Genomic DNA, 17,301 nt, shown 5'->3' with positions numbered 1-17,301 from the left:
AAGGGCTAGCGGCCGGTCAGCTGCCAGGCGTCCTCCGAGCCCTCATCATCGGGCTCATCGAAATAGTCGGTGACCGCCTCGCCCGGGTCCACCGCGTTCGCGTACGGGTCGGCAGCCGGAGGCTCCTCACCGCGAATACGCGCCAGGGTCGCCTGCAGGTCATCCGGGCGGATGAGCACCTCACGTGCCTTCGAGCCTTCGGAGGGGCCCACCACCCCCTGCGACTCCAGCAGGTCCATGATGCGGCCCGCCTTCGCGAAGCCCATGCGCAGCTTACGTTGCAGCATCGAGGTCGAACCGAACTGGGTCGTAATCACAATCTCCGCCGCCTGCAGCAGATCGTCGAGGTCATCGCCGATTTCCTCATCAATCTGCTTCTTCGCGGCAGAGACCATCACGTCCTCACGGTAGATGGTCGGCGCCTGCTTCTTCACGTGCTCAACCACGGCGTGAATCTCAGACTCAGACACCCACGCACCCTGAACACGCATCGGCTTCGAAGCACCCATCGGCAGGAAGAGCGCATCACCCTGACCGATCAGCTTCTCCGCGCCGGGCTGATCCAGCACCACGCGAGAGTCAGTGACCGAGGAGGTCGCAAACGCCATACGAGACGGAACGTTCGCCTTAATCAGACCGGTCACCACATCCACCGACGGACGCTGGGTCGCCAGCACCAGGTGAATACCCGCCGCACGCGCCAGCTGCGTAATACGAACAATCGCCTCTTCCACGTCACGCGGGGCGACCATCATCAGGTCGGCGAGCTCGTCAACAATCACCAGCAGGTACGGGTACTCGTGCACCGTGCGCTTGCTACCGGGATCGGGCTGAACCTTACCCTCACGCACCGCCTTATTGAAGTCGTCAACGTGCTTGTAGCCGTAGTGGGCGAGGTCGTCGTAGCGGGCGTCCATCTCACGAACCACCCACTGAAGAGCCTCAGCAGCCTTCTTCGGGTTCGTAATGATGGGCGTAATCAGGTGCGGAATACCCTCATAGGCGGTCAGCTCCACACGCTTCGGGTCAACCATCACCAGGCGCACCTGGTCGGGAGTTGCACGCATCAGAATCGAGGTGATCATCGAGTTCACGAACGAAGACTTACCGGCACCGGTCGCACCAGCGACCAGCATATGCGGCATCTTCGCGAGGTTCGCCAGCACGAAGCCGCCTTCAACGTCCTTACCCACACCCATGACCATCGGGTGCTGGTTCGCGTGAGCCTGCGGGGAACGCAGCACATCACCCAGGGCAACGGTCTCACGGTCCGTATTCGGAATCTCAATACCGATTGCGGACTTACCCGGAATCGGGGACAGAATACGAACATCCGGGCTCGCCACAGCGTACGCAATGTTCTTGCTCAGCGCCGTCACACGCTCCACCTTCGTGGCGGGACCCAGCTCAATCTCGTAACGGGTCACGGTCGGGCCACGCGAGAAGCCGGTGACCTGCGCATCCACCTTGAACTGCTCCAGCACGTTCGTCAGAGCCTCAACCACGTGCTCGTTGACCTCGGAGGATTCCTTAGCGGGCGGGCCAGAAACCAGCATCTCCTCAGAAGGCAGCACGTACGCGCCGCGGGAGGACTGCACAACCTGCTCACCGCGTGCCTGCTCGGTGGTCGCCACCTGAGTATTGTTCTGCAGCGGGCGGGATGCGCCAGCCTCGGGCGCTCGCGAAGCCGCGGGAGCCGCGTTCTTCGAGTGCGCGCCGGGCGAGTGCATGCGGGTCGGAATCGGAGGCTGTGCCGCGGATGCTGCAGGAGCCTGGGATGCGGAAGCCGAGGTAGCAGACTGTGCAAGGTTCACCACCTGGTGCGGTTTCGTCTGCGGTGCAGCTTCCTCAGAAGCACCGAAGCCGTCATATGCCTCAACGTCAAAGAGAGGCTCCTCGCCAGGAATACGGTTCACGCGGCCGTTCGCCACGGCGGCGCGCTGCACCTGATCCAGGCGGGCTGCAGGCGCATCCGACGCCTCAACGTCGAAGAGGTCCGGGCTACTCGAATAAGCGCTGTTCTGAGCGGAAGCACCCTGCGCAGCCGGTGCCTGGTTGAGGCGACCGGGCAGGCGGGACAGACGGTTCGGCTTAGCCGCAGGGCGTGCCTGTTGAGCGGATCCCTGCGCAGAATCCTGAGCAGAGTCTGCGGGCTGCACCGGCATCTGCGTGGTTTCCGGGTGGGTCTCGTCTACCACGGCGCTCACGAATGCCTCATCACCGGCGTACTCGTCCAGGGAAGAATCGGTCGGCGCAGCGGGAGCAAAGCCCAACCAGCCGCGCAGACGCGAGAACAGACCACCAGACTTCTTAGCCGGGCGTGCCGGCTTCTCATCGTCACCGTACAGGTAGCTGCGGTCGTGCTCCTCAGCGCTCAGGTCCACGGTCTGAGTCGCATCCGAAGGGCTGTCCTTCACGGAGGTTCGGGTCGTACCATTAGGCTTCTCTCCCAGAGCCAGACCGACCAGGTGCAGGGTACGCGGCACCACCTGACGAATCGGAGTGTTCGTCAGAACCATCAGACCGGCAATACCCAGCAGCAGATGAATCAGAATCTCAACGAACGCAATATGGCCGCTCACCCGCACAATGGGGGTGCCCAGCAGCACGCCGGCCACGCCACCGCCAGCCCAAACGGCGTCAAAACCATCCGCGAACGTCGGGTGACCCGCATGGCGCGCAAAGAACAGAGAGGTCGCCACCAGCATGATGAAAGAGCCCAACGCCACGCGGTTATTACGTTTAATCAGGTCGGGCCCACGGAAAACACACCACGCCATGATGAGGCAAAGCACCGGGACCAGCAGGGCGCCCTGACCGAAAATACCGCCCAGCATGGTGTGCCAGGCGTCCAGGGGCGCACGCAACAAACCGAGGGAGGTGTGGGCACGCCAGTTGTACCACTCCACTCCGGCGCTAATCAGGCCGAACAGCAGGATGGTGAGCGCGCCGCCGTCACGGCGGTCTTCGGGCGCAAGGTCGGTGCGCACCGCGCCAATGGAGCGGAAGAGCCCACCGATAGCGTGAGCGATGCTCAGCCAGACGGAGGAGATAGCGCCCGCTACAGGGTTCGCCGCGTTGGCACCGCGCTGGGCACCGCCTCGGGAGGTGGTGCGCTTGCGGGTGGTCTTCTTAGTGTTTGCTTTAGTAGAGGTCGTGTTACGACCCTTCGTGGTCCGTGGAGCCATACCTTTTAGGGTATCAACCTTCCCGTTAATGTACCGATTCTTTCGTTATCAGTGAGCTAAAAAGTGTGCCCCGCCCTGTGTCTGTGAGGGCGTTGATAGGGCGCTGATGAGGCGCTTCTCCCCTACCGCGTTCGCTTTCGCGTAGCTTTCGCGCATACGTTCGGTAGATACACAGCAGGCGGGGCCGACACAACGTATCGACCCCGCCTTTTCGCTGTTTACGGGCAGCTAGCCTCGCGCAGAGTATTAGTTCTTCGCGGCCTTCGAGGAGTTCTCAACAACCACGGGAACAATCATGGGCTTGCGGCGCAGACGGCGAGAAATCCAGGCACCGATGGTGCGGCGCACAATCTGCTGCAGCTGCTGCACGGTGTGTACCTTCTCGGGTGCGCGGTGCAGAGCATCCTCCAGAGCGGCGGTAATCTTCGGAACAATCTCGTCGAAGACCGAGTCGTCCTCAGCGATACCGCGAGCGTGAATATCCGGGCCGGTCACCACGCGCTTGGTTGCACGGTCCACGACGGTCACGATGGACACGAAGCCCTCTTCACCCAGGATGCGGCGGTCCTTCAGGTCGCTCTCGGTGACCTCACCGACGGAGCGGCCGTCAACGTACAGGTACTCGCAGGGAACCTCGCCCACCACGGACGCCACGCCATCGCGCAGATCCACGACGGTGCCGGACTCGCAGAGCAGCACGTTCTTCTTCGGAACGCCGGTCTCCATCGCCAGGTCACCGCTGGCAATCAGGTGGCGAACCTCGCCGTGAACCGGCATAACGTTCTTCGGCTTGAGAATGTTGTAGCAGTACAGCAGCTCACCCGCGGCAGCGTGACCGGAAACGTGAACCTTCGCGTTGCCCTTGTGCACCACGTTAGCGCCCAGCTTCATGAGGGCGTTAATGATGCGGAAGACACTGGTCTCGTTACCGGGAATCAGCGAGGAGGCGAGCACCACGGTGTCGCCGGGCTCAATCTGAATCTTGTGGTCACCGTTCGCCATGCGCGACAGTGCCGCCATCGGCTCGCCCTGCGAACCGGTGCACATCATCACGATCTGGTCGGGGCGGTAGTCGTCAACCTTCTTCAGGTCCACCAGCACGTTAGCGGGGACCTTCAGGTAGCCCAGCTTCTCAGCGATGGTCATGTTACGCACCATGGAGCGGCCCACGAGCACGACCTTGCGGCCACGCTCAGCGGCTGCGTCCAGCACCTGCTGCACGCGGTGAACGTGCGAGGAGAAGGACGCCACAATGATGCGGCCGCTTGCGTCACGGAAAACGTTCGACAGCACCGGACCGATGTGCTTCTCGGTCGGGGTGAAGCCGGGAACCTCAGCGTTGGTGGAGTCCGGCAGGAACAGGTCCACGCCCTCCTCGCCCAGGTGAGCGAAGTGGCGCAGGTCGGTGATGCGGCCATCCAGCGGCAGCTGGTCCATCTTGAAGTCACCGGTGTGCAGAACCTTGCCTGCCTTGGTGCGGATGTAAACAGCCAGCGCATCCGGAATCGAGTGGTTCACAGCAACGAACTCACACTCGAACGGACCGAAACGCTCCACCTGGTGCTCCTTCACCGCGAGGGTGTAGGGCTTGATGCGGTGCTCGGCGAGCTTCGCCTCAACCAGTGCCAGGGTCAGTTCGGAACCAACCAGGGGGATGTCGGGGCGGCGGCGCAGCAGGTAGGGAACCGCGCCGATGTGGTCCTCGTGGCCGTGGGTCAGCACCATGGCAACCACGTCGTCCAGACGGTCGACAATGTAGCTGAAGTCGGGCAGGATCAGGTCCACGCCGGGCTGGGACTCTTCGGGGAAGAGCACGCCACAGTCAACAATCAGCAGCTTGCCGTTGATTTCGTACACGGTCATGTTACGACCGACTTCGCCCAGGCCGCCCAGGGGCACCACGCGCAGGGTGTCCTTCTTCAGGCGGGGAGGGAGGGGAAGATTCGCTTCAAAGACGCTCATCGTGTGTCTCCTCTTTCTTCTATGTTTTCTTGTGATGTCTGTGATTCGTAGGCGACGCTTCGTACCGCATGCGCTCCCGCTGGTTCGGCTCTCATGTGCCGAGGCGGAGGTGCTGCCGGTGCGTCCAAATCACCGAAAGTATTCAAAAGTATTCGGGGGCGTAGTGCGCGGGTGCTTCTACCTAAGCTGGGTTCCTGTCTGAGTGGTGGGCCGAATCATCGACGGTAAACCGCGGCAATACGCCAGAGCGGACCCCTCACCTAGTGTTAGGTGTGGAGTCCGCGTCCGTTGGCTACATCATGCGCCCCAAAAGCAGGTGTAACGGTAGCCGAAATCCTCTATATATACGCGCTCTGCACGATAAGTTGTGCAGGTTCTGCGTTAAAGTTTAGGCGTTCTTCAGGGTGTGAGCGATGCTCGAGGAGAGCAGGTCAGCTCGCATAGCTTGGGCAACCTCCGGTTCGGAGAGTACGTGCGGCAGGCGGACGACGGGCTCGTCCAGCACACCCTGCCAGGAGAGAATTTCCTTGGCAGCAACGCAACCGGGGGCACGGCCCATAGTTGCTCGGACAATCGGAGTCAGTTCCAGGTGAAGACGCTGAGCCTCCACCAGGTCCTGTGCAACGACAGCATCAATCAGGGCACGGAAGAGTGCAGGTGCCACGTGTGCGGTCACCGAAACGAGACCGACGGCACCCATTGCCATCCAGGGAAGGGTCAGTCCGTCGTCGCCGCTGTAGTAGTGCAGGTCGGTGGTTGCCATGACCTCGGTTGCGGCACCGAAGTCTGCCTTGGCGTCTTTCACCGCTACAATACTATCAATTTCTGCAAGGCGACGGTAGGTTTCGGGTGCGATGGGGATGCCCGCACGACCCGGAATATCGTAAAGCATGACGGGGGTCTCAGTTGCCTGCGCAACGGTCGCAAAATGGGCGTAGACACCCGGCTGAGTCGGCTTGTTGTAGTAGGGAGTCACGACCAGCAGGCCGTCCACGCCAATCTTTTCGGCACGGTGCGCCAGCTCAATAGTATGCGCGGTGTCGTTCGAACCAACACCGGCAATAATCTTCGCGCGAGAACCAACGGTATCCTTCACAATCTGGAAGACGCGCTCGTTCTCGTCATCGGTCATGGTGGAGTACTCACCGGTGGTACCGCAGACCACCAGGCCGTCGTGGCCGTTCTCCACAAGGTAGTTCGCCAGGTCTGCAACCTGCTTTTCATCCACGGAGCCGTCCTTCGCAAAGGGGGTCACCATTGCGGTCAGGAGGCGACCGAAGACAGGTTCAACAAAAGTACCGGGGTTCGAAAGGTTCTCAGACATATGTCCAGAGTACGCCCGAAATGCAGATTTTTGCTACAGAACGCATAAGTTTTCATGCGTGTTCTACTATTCGGACTCTTTCAAACCCGCGGTACTTCCACGAGAGCCTATGAAACCGGGCACATAGCCTCGGCGTTATCAGTCTCATACCGAAAATAAATGTGGCATTGACTAGGGATCACAAGGTCAGAGCCTAACGCATGCCCTTCGCCTGACCACCCGAACGCAACGCCCACGCGTTACGCATCGCCGCACGAGCACGCTTACGCTCGCCACCCGCATCATACATGCACGCCAGGTTGAACCACGCCTTCCAGCTATTCGGCTCCTGCTCCACTGCCGCCGCGAAGCTCTCAAACTCCACCGCCGCAGCCTCACGGTCCACACGACCCGCCGGGGTGCGCGGCAGGGTATCCTCCGCCAGCTCACCCGAAGCAGCCAGCTCCTGAGCCATACGCTGAATACGAGCGCCGAAAAGCACCTCACGCACCAGCGCCCACGCACCCAGAATCGGCAGCAGAATCATACCCGCACCAAGAACAATGCCAGCCACAGAACCGGACGTCAGCATCACGAAGCCCTGCTGCGCAATATGCACCAGGTACAGGGTCAGTAGCGCGCAGGTCAGCGCCGCGAAAGTCTTACCCCAGCCGCCTGCATCCACCGTCACGAAGACAGCGCTAAAAATCAGCACACCCAAAATAGAGGCACGCGCTGCCAGAGGTAGCGGCAGAATCAGTACGGTCAGCACCATCAGCACGCAGGCGCAGACAGTCCACAGACGCAGTGAAGTCCACCAGGGGCTACGAGCCTCGGAAGATACCTGCGAGGCGTCGGGTGAAGTCTGTTCAGACATAACGCTCCCCTACGACAAATCCATGTAGGCGTCCAAGCCCACGCTCAAACCCGGATGCGCCGCCACCTCACGCACACCCAACAGCACGCCGGGCATAAAGGAGGTACGGTCAAAGGAATCATGACGAATCACGAGCTGCTGACCGGGGTCACCCAGCAGAATCTCCTGATGCGCCACCATGCCGCGCAGACGCACCGCATGTACGTGAATATCGTCGATTACGGCACCACGCGAACCCAAAGGATCGGAGGTGGTGGCATCCGGGCTTGCACCCACGCCAGCCTCCGCGCGGGCGGCAGCCACCTTACGGGCGGTGTGCACAGCGGTACCGGAGGGGGCGTCCACCTTATTTGGGTGGTGAATCTCGATAATCTCTACAGACTCGAAGTAGCGTGCCGCCTTCGCCGCGAACTCGGTGGCGAGAATCGAACCAATCGCAAAGTTCGGGGCGATGAGCACACCCACCTCGGGGTGCTCAGCCAGCAGTTCGCGCAGGGAGTTCAGACGCTCGGGGGTCCAACCGGTCGTACCGACCACCGCGTGCATACCGTGCTCCACCGCGAAACGCACATTCGCCTCGCTGGAATCGGGAACGGTCAGGTCAATAACAATCTCTGCACCAGCATCGACCAGCTCCTGCAGGTCGTCGCCGCGGCCCAGTGCCGCCACCAGGTCCATGTCTGCGGAGGTGTTGACGGCGCGCACCGCCTCAGAACCCATACGGCCCGCGGCACCGAGTACCGCTACCTTCCAGATTTTTTCGTTACCCTCGCGGGCCATCTTCTCTCCTCCGTAACTTATGAGCACCCCGACGATGGGGCAGACGCTGTGACGTACAGCCTCTATTATCCCCGTGTGAGCGCGGTGCACGCCATCGCACACGCTGGGTGAGATGCCCTGCGGAACCTCAGCGGCATAAAAAGCGAAGTAATCTAACCGTCATACAAGCCGTTTAATACGTTATCTAAAGTTAGCAACCATATAATTAGGAAGTATTTCTATAATTTCCATCCTACGGAGTGCTTTGACAGTATGAAGTCCCTCTTTACCTCCTCCGTGCGTCCAGATGAGGCTAACCGGCGTTATATTCTGCCGGGTCTGGACGGTCTGCGAGCAATCGCTGTGCTCCTCGTGATGGTGTACCATTTCTGGCCCACCGTACTACCCGGCGGCATGATCGGCGTGGATATTTTCTTCGTCATCTCCGGTTTCCTGATTACCTCCCTGCTTCTGCGTGAAGGTGCTCTCACCGGCAAAATTGCCCTGGGCAACTTCTGGATTCGCCGTGCCCGCCGACTACTTCCCGCCATTACCCTGCTGATTCTGGTCATGGGACCGGTCAGCCTGCTCATTGGCGGCGATATTCAGGTGAACCTCGGCCGACAGCTCGCCGGTGCGGCGACCTTCTCGTCCAACTGGATTTCCATTTTTGCCGGTAATGACTACTTCGCGCAGACCTCCCCGGAGCTCTTCACAAACTTCTGGTCCCTGGCAGTGGAAGAACAGTTCTACGTGGTGTGGCCGCTGCTCATTGTTGGCGCCGGCGTGCTGTTGCGCCGTTCGTGGCGTCGCTTCAGCGTGGTTATGGTGCTGGGCATTATTGCGTCACTGAGCGTTGCTACCGCTCTTCTGATGTCCGGCGCACCCATTAGCCGCGTCTACTACGGCACCGACACTCACCTGTACGGCCTGCTGCTCGGCGCCCTGCTGGCGTTTGCGCGCCCCTGGTCGCTGTACCCGCCGTTGCAGCAGTCCGTGCTGTACCGCGTGGCTCAGCCCTTCGGCCTGGTTGCCTTCGCCCGCGTCATGATCAGCTGGCTGTCCCTGTTCGCTCTGATTCCCTACGCAATTCTGGTTCCCGAGTCGGCTCCCGGTGCGATTCCCTGGGGTCTGTTCGGCGCCTCCCTGCTGGCGCTGGGCGTGATTCAGGGCATGCTTCCGGACATGCTTGCTGGCGCTTCCGAGGTGCTGCGCCGCCTGCTGAACTTCGCTCCCCTACGCTGGGTGGGTGAGCGCTCCTACGGCCTGTACCTGTGGCACTGGCCGCTCGCCGTGGTCATGCACTACCTGATGGGTGCGGACCGTTCCCCGCTGGTAAATGTGGGCGTTTTGGTGGCGACCTTCGCGATTGCGGAGATGTCGTACCGCTGGGTTGAGACCCCGATTCGCCGCTACGGTTTCCGCGGTAGCGCTAATCGCGTGGTGGCGGCTTTCCAGTCTTCACGCACTAAGTTCCTGCCGGTTTCGGTGGCTCTTGCCGTTGTTGTGGCGGCTGCTTCGACCGGTCTGGCGGTGCACACCGCTCCGGCGATGACTACCGCGCAGCAGTCCGTTGAGGACGGCAAGCGTGCCGCCGCTGAACGCCTGAAGGCTCGTCAGGAGGCGCAGGCTGCGAGCGCATCGGCAAGCCCGAGCGCTGCGGGTAAGGACGCGAAGGCTTCGGCAAGCCCCTCGGCATCGAAGGCTGCAACCGGTTCGGTGAACTCCTCGCAGGTGACCATTGTGGGTGACTCCATTGTGGTGGCGGTATCCCCCGAGCTGTACGACAAGATGCCCGAAGCAACTATTGACGCGCAGGAAGCACGCACCATCACTAAGGCCCTGCCGATTATTAAATCCATGGGTGCCAACGGTCAGATTCGTAAGACCTTCGTGCTATCGGTGACCGCTAACTCGACCATTCTGGACGGTCAGCTCGACGAGGTTCTGGCGGCTATGCCTGCCGATTCTAAGCTGGTGCTGGTCACCGGTTACGGCCCGCGCAACCTGACTTGGATTGACTACTCGAACGGTAAGATTCGTGAGTTTGCGGCTCAGCATTCTGATCGCGTGATTATTGCGGATTGGAACTCTGCGATCCGCCAGGCTCTGCAAACTCAGAGCGGTCTGCTGGCCTCTGACGGCGTTCACCCGGAGGCTGCCGGTCAGGAACTCTACGCCCAGGTGCTGATGGAAGCTATCGCCAAGGCGCAGAAATAATAACGCGCAGAAGTAACGCGCTGGGGTAGCTCTCAGCAGTAGCTTTTCGGGTTCTGCCGCCTCATGCTGAGCGTCAAGAGCATGAGCGGCAGACAGCCCCGAAGCCTTACTTCCGATGAACGAAAATGCCCGTTCCTCCCCCTTGTATAGGGGAAGGAACGGGCATTTCTGTGTTTCAGAAGTGCTCAGGGGTTAGCGCACGGTGGTGGTAATCATCTGCTGCTCACCCAGGTACGCCGCCAAATCGCGAACCTCCTCCAGGGAGACCGCGCGAATCTTCTCCAGCAGTTCGTCGGTGCTGGTGAACAGACCCGAATCCAGTTCGGCGCGCCCCAGGCGGGACATGCGCGAGCCCGAATCTTCGCTGCCGAGCACGGTGGAGCCAGCCAGCTGGCCGCGGACCTTCGTCAGCTCCTCCTCGGTAATACCGGCGGTGGCGAGCTTATCGAACTCGTAGCCCATGACCTCGCGCACCTGCTCGGTCTTAGCGGGCAGGCAGCCCGCATACATGCCGAAGTAGCCTGCATCCGAGTACGCACCGGAGAACGCGAACGTGCTGTAGGCGAGGCCCCGCTTCTCGCGAATCTCCTGGAACAGGCGCGAGGACATACCCGCACCGAATGCACTGGTCAGCACGCTCATCGCGTAGCGGCGGTCGTCACCGGCGATAATGCTCGGGCAGCCCATCACAATGTTGGTCTGTTCGAAGCCCTTCTCCACCTCACGCAGCTCGCTCAGCGGAACAATGCCGCTGTCGGTGCGTACGCGACGCGGTGCCGGTGCCACGCCCTCCTGCAGGTTCCAGCCGTAGCGGGTCAGCGCCTCCAGCACGAGGCGGACCATGGTGCTGTGCTCCAGCGAACCGGCGGCAGAAATGACCAGGCGGTCCGGGGTGTAGTAGCGCTTGTAGTGCTCCCACACGGCGTCACGCGGCACCTCGGTAATCTCCTGCGGGGTACCGCCGATGGGGCGGCCCAGCGGGTTCTCACCCATGAGCTGCTCCACGAAGTTCTCGAAAGCAACGTCGGTCGGGTCGTCCTGGTCCATGGCGATCTCTTCGAGGATTACGCCGCGTTCCTGCTCCAGGTGAGCCGGGTCCAGCAGTGCGTTGGTGACCATATCGGTGATGACGTCCACCGCCATGGGTGCGTCATCGTCGAGCACACGCGCGTAGTAGCAGGTGTGCTCCTTAGCGGTCAGGGCGTTGGATTCGCCGCCTACCGCGTCGAAGGAGGATGCGATGTCCAGGGCGGTGCGGGTGCCGGTGCCTTTGAACAGCAGGTGCTCCAGGAAGTGGGTGGAGCCAAGCATGCCGGGGGCTTCGTCGCGGGAGCCGACTCCCACCCAGAACCCGATGGATACGCCGCGGGTACCGGGCATTTTTTCGGTAATCACGCGTACGCCACCGGGCAGGATGGAACGGCGCACCTCGTTACCGCCTACACCCTCGTAGATGAGGCGGCCGTGCTCGTAGTTGAGCTCTTCGGCAATCGCCTCAAGCTCGACGGGCAGGGAAATAGACATAGGGAGAAGAACCTTTCAACAGGTACGTCTGAAGGTAAGCATTCCCGCCCCACTGCCTGTAGGCAGTCCCACAGTTGGTGGGGTGGGTGAGCATCAAAAGATGCAGGGCAAGCACAGCGAAGGGGCGCCCGGTGCATCCGGCGGGGAGTGAACCGCACCGGGTGCGCCGAACGCCCCTCATCACTTAGCGGGGGTTACGACTACTCGTCGTCGCCGCCCTCAACGACCGGTGCCAGCGAGAGCTTGCCGCGATCATCAATCTTGGTGATCTCCACCTGGACCTTCTGGCCCACGGAGACAACGTCCTCAGCGTCAACAACGCGCTTGCCACCGTTGAGCTTACGCATCTCGGAGATGTGCAGCAGGCCGTCCTTACCGGGGGTCAGGGAGATGAAGGCACCGAAGTCGGTCACCTTCACCACGGTACCCAGGTAGCGTTCGCCGACCTCGGGAACCTGCGGGTTAGCGATAGCGTTCACTGCCGAACGTGCAGCCTCGGCGGAGGGGCCGTCAGCTGCACCGATGTACACGGTGCCGTCGTCCTCAATGGAGATGTCTGCGCCGGTGTCTTCCTGAATCTGGTTAATCATCTTACCCTTGGGGCCGATGACCTCACCGATCTTGGCGACCGGAATCTTCACGGAGATAATACGCGGTGCGAACTCGCTCATCTCGTCCGGTGCGTCAATGGCGCTGACAAGCACCTCGAGGATGTGCAGGCGAGCCTCACGTGCCTGGGTCAGTGCGCCAGCGAGTACGGATGCGGGGATGCCGTCGAGCTTGGTGTCCAGCTGGATAGCGGTCACGAACTCGGAGGTACCGGCAACCTTGAAGTCCATGTCGCCCAGTGCGTCTTCCGCACCGAGGATGTCGGTCAGGGCTGCGTAGCGGGTCTCGCCGTCAACCTCGTCAGAGACCAGGCCCATTGCGATACCTGCAACGGGTGCGCGCAGCGGCACACCTGCGTTCAGCAGGGACAGGGTCGATGCACAGACCGAACCCATGGAGGTCGAGCCGTTGGAGCCCAGAGCCTCAGAGACCTGACGGATTGCGTAGGGGAACTCTTCGCGGGAGGGCAGCACCGGGGTGATTGCGCGTTCTGCGAGTGCACCGTGGCCGATTTCGCGGCGCTTGGGCGAACCCACGCGGCCGGTCTCACCGGTGGAGTACGGCGGGAAGTTGTAGTGGTGGATGTAGCGCTTGGACTTGACCGGGTGCAGGGAGTCCAGCTGCTGCTCCATCTTGAGCATGTTCAGGGTGGTGATACCCATGATCTGGGTTTCGCCGCGCTCGAAGAGAGCGGAACCGTGAACGCGGGGCAGGATTTCAACCTCAGCGGTGAGCTGGCGGATGTCGGTCAGGCCGCGGCCGTCGATACGAACCTGCTCGGTGAGGATGCGCTGGCGAACCACGTGCTTGGTCAGTGCCGCGAATGCCACGGAGACCTCGTTGGAGCGCTCTTCGAATTCCTTACCTTCGCCGGTGAGAGCTTCCATGAGCTCTTCCTGCAGCTCAGCTGCTGCGGCTTCGCGCTCCTGCTTGCCAGCGATGGAGTACACCTCTGCCAGGCGGTCTGCTGCGAATGCCTCAACTGCTGCATCGACGTCCTCGCCGTGGCCACCGAAGAAGGGCAGCTCCAGGGCGGGCTTGCCTGCGCGAGCCACCAGGTCAGCCTGTGCCTTGCACAGTGCTGCGATGAAGGGCTTAGCAGCTTCCAGACCCTCTGCGACGATCTCTTCGGTGGGGGCGGTCTGGCCGTCTTCCTTGATGAGCTTCCAGGAGTTGTCGGTTGCTTCTGCCTCAACCATCATGATGGCGACGTCTTCGGTACCGTCAGCCTTGGTGACGATACGACCGGCAACAGCCATGTCGAACACAGCGTTTTCCAGCTGGGAGTACTTGGGGAAGCAGACCCACTGGCCGTCGATCAGTGCCATGCGCACGCCACCGATGGGGCCGTTGAACGGCGCACCGGACAGGGAGGTCGATGCGGATGCAGCGTTGATTGCGAAGGTGTTGTAGATTTCGTCCGGCTCGTAGGTCAGGACGGTCACAACGACCTGAACTTCGTTGCGGATGCCCTTGGTGAAGGCGGGGCGCAGCGGGCGGTCAATCAGGCGGGCTGCCAGGATTGCCTCGGTGCTGGGGCGGCCTTCGCGGCGGAAGTACGATGCGGGGATCTTGCCGCCTGCGTACATGCGCTCTTCCACGTCCACGGTCAGCGGGAAGAAGTCGAAGCCCTCGCGGGGAGACTTGCCGATTGCGGTTGCGGAGAGCAGGGTGGTCTCGTCATCGATGGTGACGAGGACGGAGCCAGCTGCCTGCTTTGCAAGGCGGCCGGTTTCAAAGCGCACGTGGCGCTTACCGTGAATGCCGTTGTCGATTTCGACTTCGGCAAACTTGATTTCGGGACCTTCCACGGTTCCTTCTTTCTTCTTGGTAGGCCGTACGGCGCACGAGTCGGCCTTCGATAGGAAACCACGGCACCTCTCCCCTACTTATGCCCGACTTTTATCGGGGAGGTTGTGGGGTGGTGTTGTTCCGTAATTCGCTACCGAGGACCGCGGCGTGTGTGCCGGTACGGCCCGTGTTCTTTCTTTCAGGTGGGACGGCATCTTCTCACGTTGCCTAGCTTTGAGTTCCAGGGGAATCTAGCCAGCGGAAGATGCGCCCCTCAACGCGGCAGTACGGACGCGCTGGCGCTACCCGCCTCCGAAATGGAGGGCTGGTAGTGCTGACAGCACGTCCGCACACACCGCCTAAAGGCGATTAATCACCACAAAAGCGTCAAGACGCTCCTGTTTTATCGGCGCAGGCCCAGGCGCTCGATCAGCGAACGGTAACGCTCGATGTCGACGCTCTTCAGGTAGCCGAGCATGTTGCGGCGACGACCAACGAGGATCATCAGGCCACGACGGGAGTGGTGATCGTGCTTGTGGAACTTCAGGTGCTCGGTCAGGTCGGCGATACGACGAGACAGAACTGCAATCTGAACCTCGGGCGAACCGGTGTCGCCCTCGTGGGTTGCGTATTCCTTGATGATTGCCTGCTTGACAGCGGGATCCAGTGCCACTTTTTAACTCCTAGAGTTAGTACCGCATACGTCCCGTACGGACGGTTGCCGCCGGGTGGTGGGCTTACGCCCTGTAATACACGTCGTCTACTGCGGACTGCAGACGCGTTCTTCCCATTCTACGCTACCGGGGCGCTTTCGCGGAAGGGTGAGCAGAAGCCCGGCGACAGGTAGCTCATCACACTACCGGTCGCCGGGCTTCACAGCCGAGTTTCACAGCTGGTTTCTCATACCGGGCTCTACGTTTATTCGGTGGGCTCTACGTTTATTCAGTGCTTATGCTTCACTGCGAGCGCGGACCACCACGAGGCGGTAGTAGACCAGCAGGAACAGGCACCAGATTGCGCCCATCACCAGCGCCAGCTGGGTGTCCGCGAAGCAGCCGAAGAGCACCACGATAAAGATCATGAACGCCAACGCCAGGTAGCTCAACCACAGGGGCTGGCGCACCGGCTGCGCCTCGGTATCGGCGCCGCTGCGCTTGAAGGCAATGTGCGCCAGCAGAATCATGACCCACACGAATACGGTCGCGAAGGTTGCCAGGGAGGCGACCACCTCGAACGCGTTCTCGAAGAGCACGTTCACAATCACGCCGACCGCCATAACCAGCACCATGATGAGGGTGGTCATCCAGGGCGCACCATTCTTCGTAACCTTCGCAAAGGAAGCCGGCGCCAGGTTCTGCTTCGCCAGGCCGTACATCATGCGGCCGGCACCGTACACGTCCGCGTTCAGCGCAGAGATGGCGGCGGTAATGATGACCACGTTCAGAATCGAAGCGGCAGCCGGAATGCCCAGACCCTCAAAGATCTGCACGAACGGCGAGTTCGCCTTCGTCACCGAGTACCAGGGGTACAGGGACATGATGACCGACAGGGTCAGAATGTAGAAGATGAGGATGCGGAACGGCACCGTGCGAATCGCCTTGGGAATCGAGGTGCGCGGGTCCTTCGCCTCACCAGCGGCAATACCGATGTTCTCAATACCGCCGAACGCAAACATCACCACGGTAAAGCAGGCGAGGAAGCCGGTAAAACCGTTCGCGAAGAAGCCGCCTTCAAGAGCCCAGAGGTTCGTGACGGAGGGCGCTACGGAGTCGTGCGCCTGCACACCCACGAAGAGCAGGGCGATACCGCCAACAATCATGGCGACAATGGCGCTGACCTTCACGAGCGTGAACCAGAATTCGGTCTCACCAAACGCCTTGACCTTCGCCAGGTTAATGGCGAGCAGAATCAGCAGAACCGAGACAATCCAGATCCAGGAGGGGCTGTTCGGGAACCAGAACTTCATGTACACGGCAAAGGCGGTGACGTCCGCGATGGCGACCAGCGCCATCTCCAGGGCGTAGGTCCAGCCGGTCACGAAGCCAGCCCAGCGTCCGAGGTAGCGGGTGGCGTATTCGGAGAACGCGCCAGAGACCGGGTGCGCCAGGGCGAGTTCGCCCATTGCGCGCATCACCATGAACACTGCCGCGCCGCCAATAACGTAGGCAAGCAGCACGGAGGGGCCCGCCAGCTGAATGGCGGAGGCAGAGCCGTAGAACAGGCCAGTGCCGATGGCGGAGCCGAGGGCGATGAACATGATGTGACGCAGGGAGAGTCCACGCGCTAGCTGCGGGCTCTCGGAGGTAGCCTCAGCTACGCCCTGCTGTACCGGGGATGAGTCCGGAATGGTATTCATCTTCTTCTTTTCCTTTACCTCGTGGGGTGTACCCGCCGGTGGCGGGGAAACCTATCGGGTGGTGCCGCAGCTCAGCAGGCGGCTGAGAGCGGTACCGGTTGATGCACTCCCCATCGAGTGATGGGGCGTTGCGCAGAAGGTGTTGCCTTCGCGCGTCGCCCCGGCGCGTCTTTGCCCAACCGGTACGGTGGGAGGGAACGCAAAAGACGGCGGGAAGGCAACGTTGCCTTTCCGCCGTCTTTTCGTCAAAGACTACTTCTGTCGCTTACGTCCAATGACGATAGAGCACAGAGCGGTTGCAGCAGTCACGGTGTAGACTGCAGGCCACGCGCCAAGCTTCTTGGCGAGCGGATGAGCGGCGCCGAACGCGCCGAGGTAGACAGCGGTGAGGAAGGTGGCACGGCCTGCGCCAGCCTTACGCTTCCAATTCTTGTAAGCCACGGCACCGCACAGTGCCAGGATAGCGCCACCGAGCGGGCGGATGCCGGTGCTAGATGCAACCTTGTAGCCACCGAGCAGACCGGTGACGGAGGCGAGAGTCGGGCAGAACTTCACGACGTACTCCTCTGTGAGATCGGACAGTTTCCTCATTCATAGTACTCCACGACACACAGAATGTATATTCACCGCGGTTAATATTTCTGCGTTTCTTACGGACCGGGTACATCAGGTGCCGGGCAATAGAGGAACTGGGGTACAAAAACCAGTACAA

Annotated in this window: 11 protein-coding genes; 1 reads left to right on the top strand and 10 read right to left on the bottom strand. The window is 61.3% G+C overall.

Features of this window, described 5'->3' with window-relative positions:
- Positions 1-5 precede the first annotated feature (5 nt).
- The 5 genes from HMPREF3055_RS00490 to dapB all read right to left on the bottom strand — a co-directional run bounded on the left by HMPREF3055_RS00490 (position 6) and on the right by dapB (position 8,110).
- Positions 6-3,188 (bottom strand): DNA translocase FtsK 4TM domain-containing protein, encoded by a 3,183-nt coding sequence (locus HMPREF3055_RS00490; protein WP_070737289.1) that lies wholly within the window; start codon positions 3,186-3,188, stop codon positions 6-8.
- A 246-nt stretch (positions 3,189-3,434) separates the two neighbouring features.
- A complete protein-coding gene (locus tag HMPREF3055_RS00485; protein WP_070737286.1) occupies positions 3,435-5,150 on the bottom strand; it encodes a ribonuclease J in 1,716 nt (571 codons plus the stop codon).
- Between the two features lie 388 nt (positions 5,151-5,538).
- On the bottom strand, positions 5,539-6,474 hold the full coding sequence (gene dapA, locus HMPREF3055_RS00480) for a 4-hydroxy-tetrahydrodipicolinate synthase (RefSeq protein WP_005507104.1): 936 nt from the start codon (positions 6,472-6,474) through the stop codon (positions 5,539-5,541).
- 193 nt (positions 6,475-6,667) lie between these two features.
- Complete coding sequence (locus HMPREF3055_RS00475; RefSeq protein WP_049345103.1) at positions 6,668-7,330, bottom strand: tetratricopeptide repeat protein; 663 nt, start codon at positions 7,328-7,330, stop codon at positions 6,668-6,670.
- Positions 7,331-7,339: 9 nt separating this feature from the next.
- A complete protein-coding gene (gene dapB / locus HMPREF3055_RS00470; protein ID WP_049345105.1) occupies positions 7,340-8,110 on the bottom strand; it encodes a 4-hydroxy-tetrahydrodipicolinate reductase in 771 nt (256 codons plus the stop codon).
- Between the two features lie 252 nt (positions 8,111-8,362).
- Here dapB and HMPREF3055_RS00465 point away from each other — a divergent pair, with 252 nt between their 5' ends.
- Complete coding sequence (locus HMPREF3055_RS00465; RefSeq protein WP_070737283.1) at positions 8,363-10,309, top strand: acyltransferase family protein; 1,947 nt, start codon at positions 8,363-8,365, stop codon at positions 10,307-10,309.
- Between the two features lie 192 nt (positions 10,310-10,501).
- Here the strand turns inward: HMPREF3055_RS00465 and HMPREF3055_RS00460 are convergent, their stop codons facing one another.
- The 5 genes from HMPREF3055_RS00460 to HMPREF3055_RS00440 all read right to left on the bottom strand — a co-directional run bounded on the left by HMPREF3055_RS00460 (position 10,502) and on the right by HMPREF3055_RS00440 (position 17,180).
- Complete coding sequence (locus HMPREF3055_RS00460) at positions 10,502-11,833, bottom strand: M16 family metallopeptidase (RefSeq protein ID WP_070737281.1); 1,332 nt, start codon at positions 11,831-11,833, stop codon at positions 10,502-10,504.
- A gap of 200 nt (positions 11,834-12,033) precedes the next feature.
- Positions 12,034-14,253, bottom strand: a complete 2,220-nt coding sequence (locus HMPREF3055_RS00455; protein WP_070633921.1) for a polyribonucleotide nucleotidyltransferase — start codon at positions 14,251-14,253, stop codon at positions 12,034-12,036.
- Between the two features lie 383 nt (positions 14,254-14,636).
- Positions 14,637-14,906: a 30S ribosomal protein S15 gene (gene rpsO, locus HMPREF3055_RS00450; RefSeq protein ID WP_005507098.1), complete on the bottom strand. Its 270-nt coding sequence runs from the start codon at positions 14,904-14,906 to the stop codon at positions 14,637-14,639.
- Between the two features lie 276 nt (positions 14,907-15,182).
- Complete coding sequence (locus HMPREF3055_RS00445; protein WP_070737278.1) at positions 15,183-16,589, bottom strand: amino acid permease; 1,407 nt, start codon at positions 16,587-16,589, stop codon at positions 15,183-15,185.
- 252 nt (positions 16,590-16,841) lie between these two features.
- Positions 16,842-17,180 (bottom strand): hypothetical protein, encoded by a 339-nt coding sequence (locus HMPREF3055_RS00440; RefSeq protein WP_049344379.1) that lies wholly within the window; start codon positions 17,178-17,180, stop codon positions 16,842-16,844.
- Positions 17,181-17,301: the final 121 nt, after the last annotated feature.

This window comes from Rothia sp. HMSC061C12, from assembly GCF_001815755.1.
In the GTDB taxonomy this organism is placed as follows: Bacteria; Actinomycetota; Actinomycetes; order Actinomycetales; family Micrococcaceae; genus Rothia; species Rothia mucilaginosa.
The sequence above is the reverse complement of the archived record's forward strand: the minus strand, read 5'-3'. Positions and strand labels throughout refer to the sequence as shown.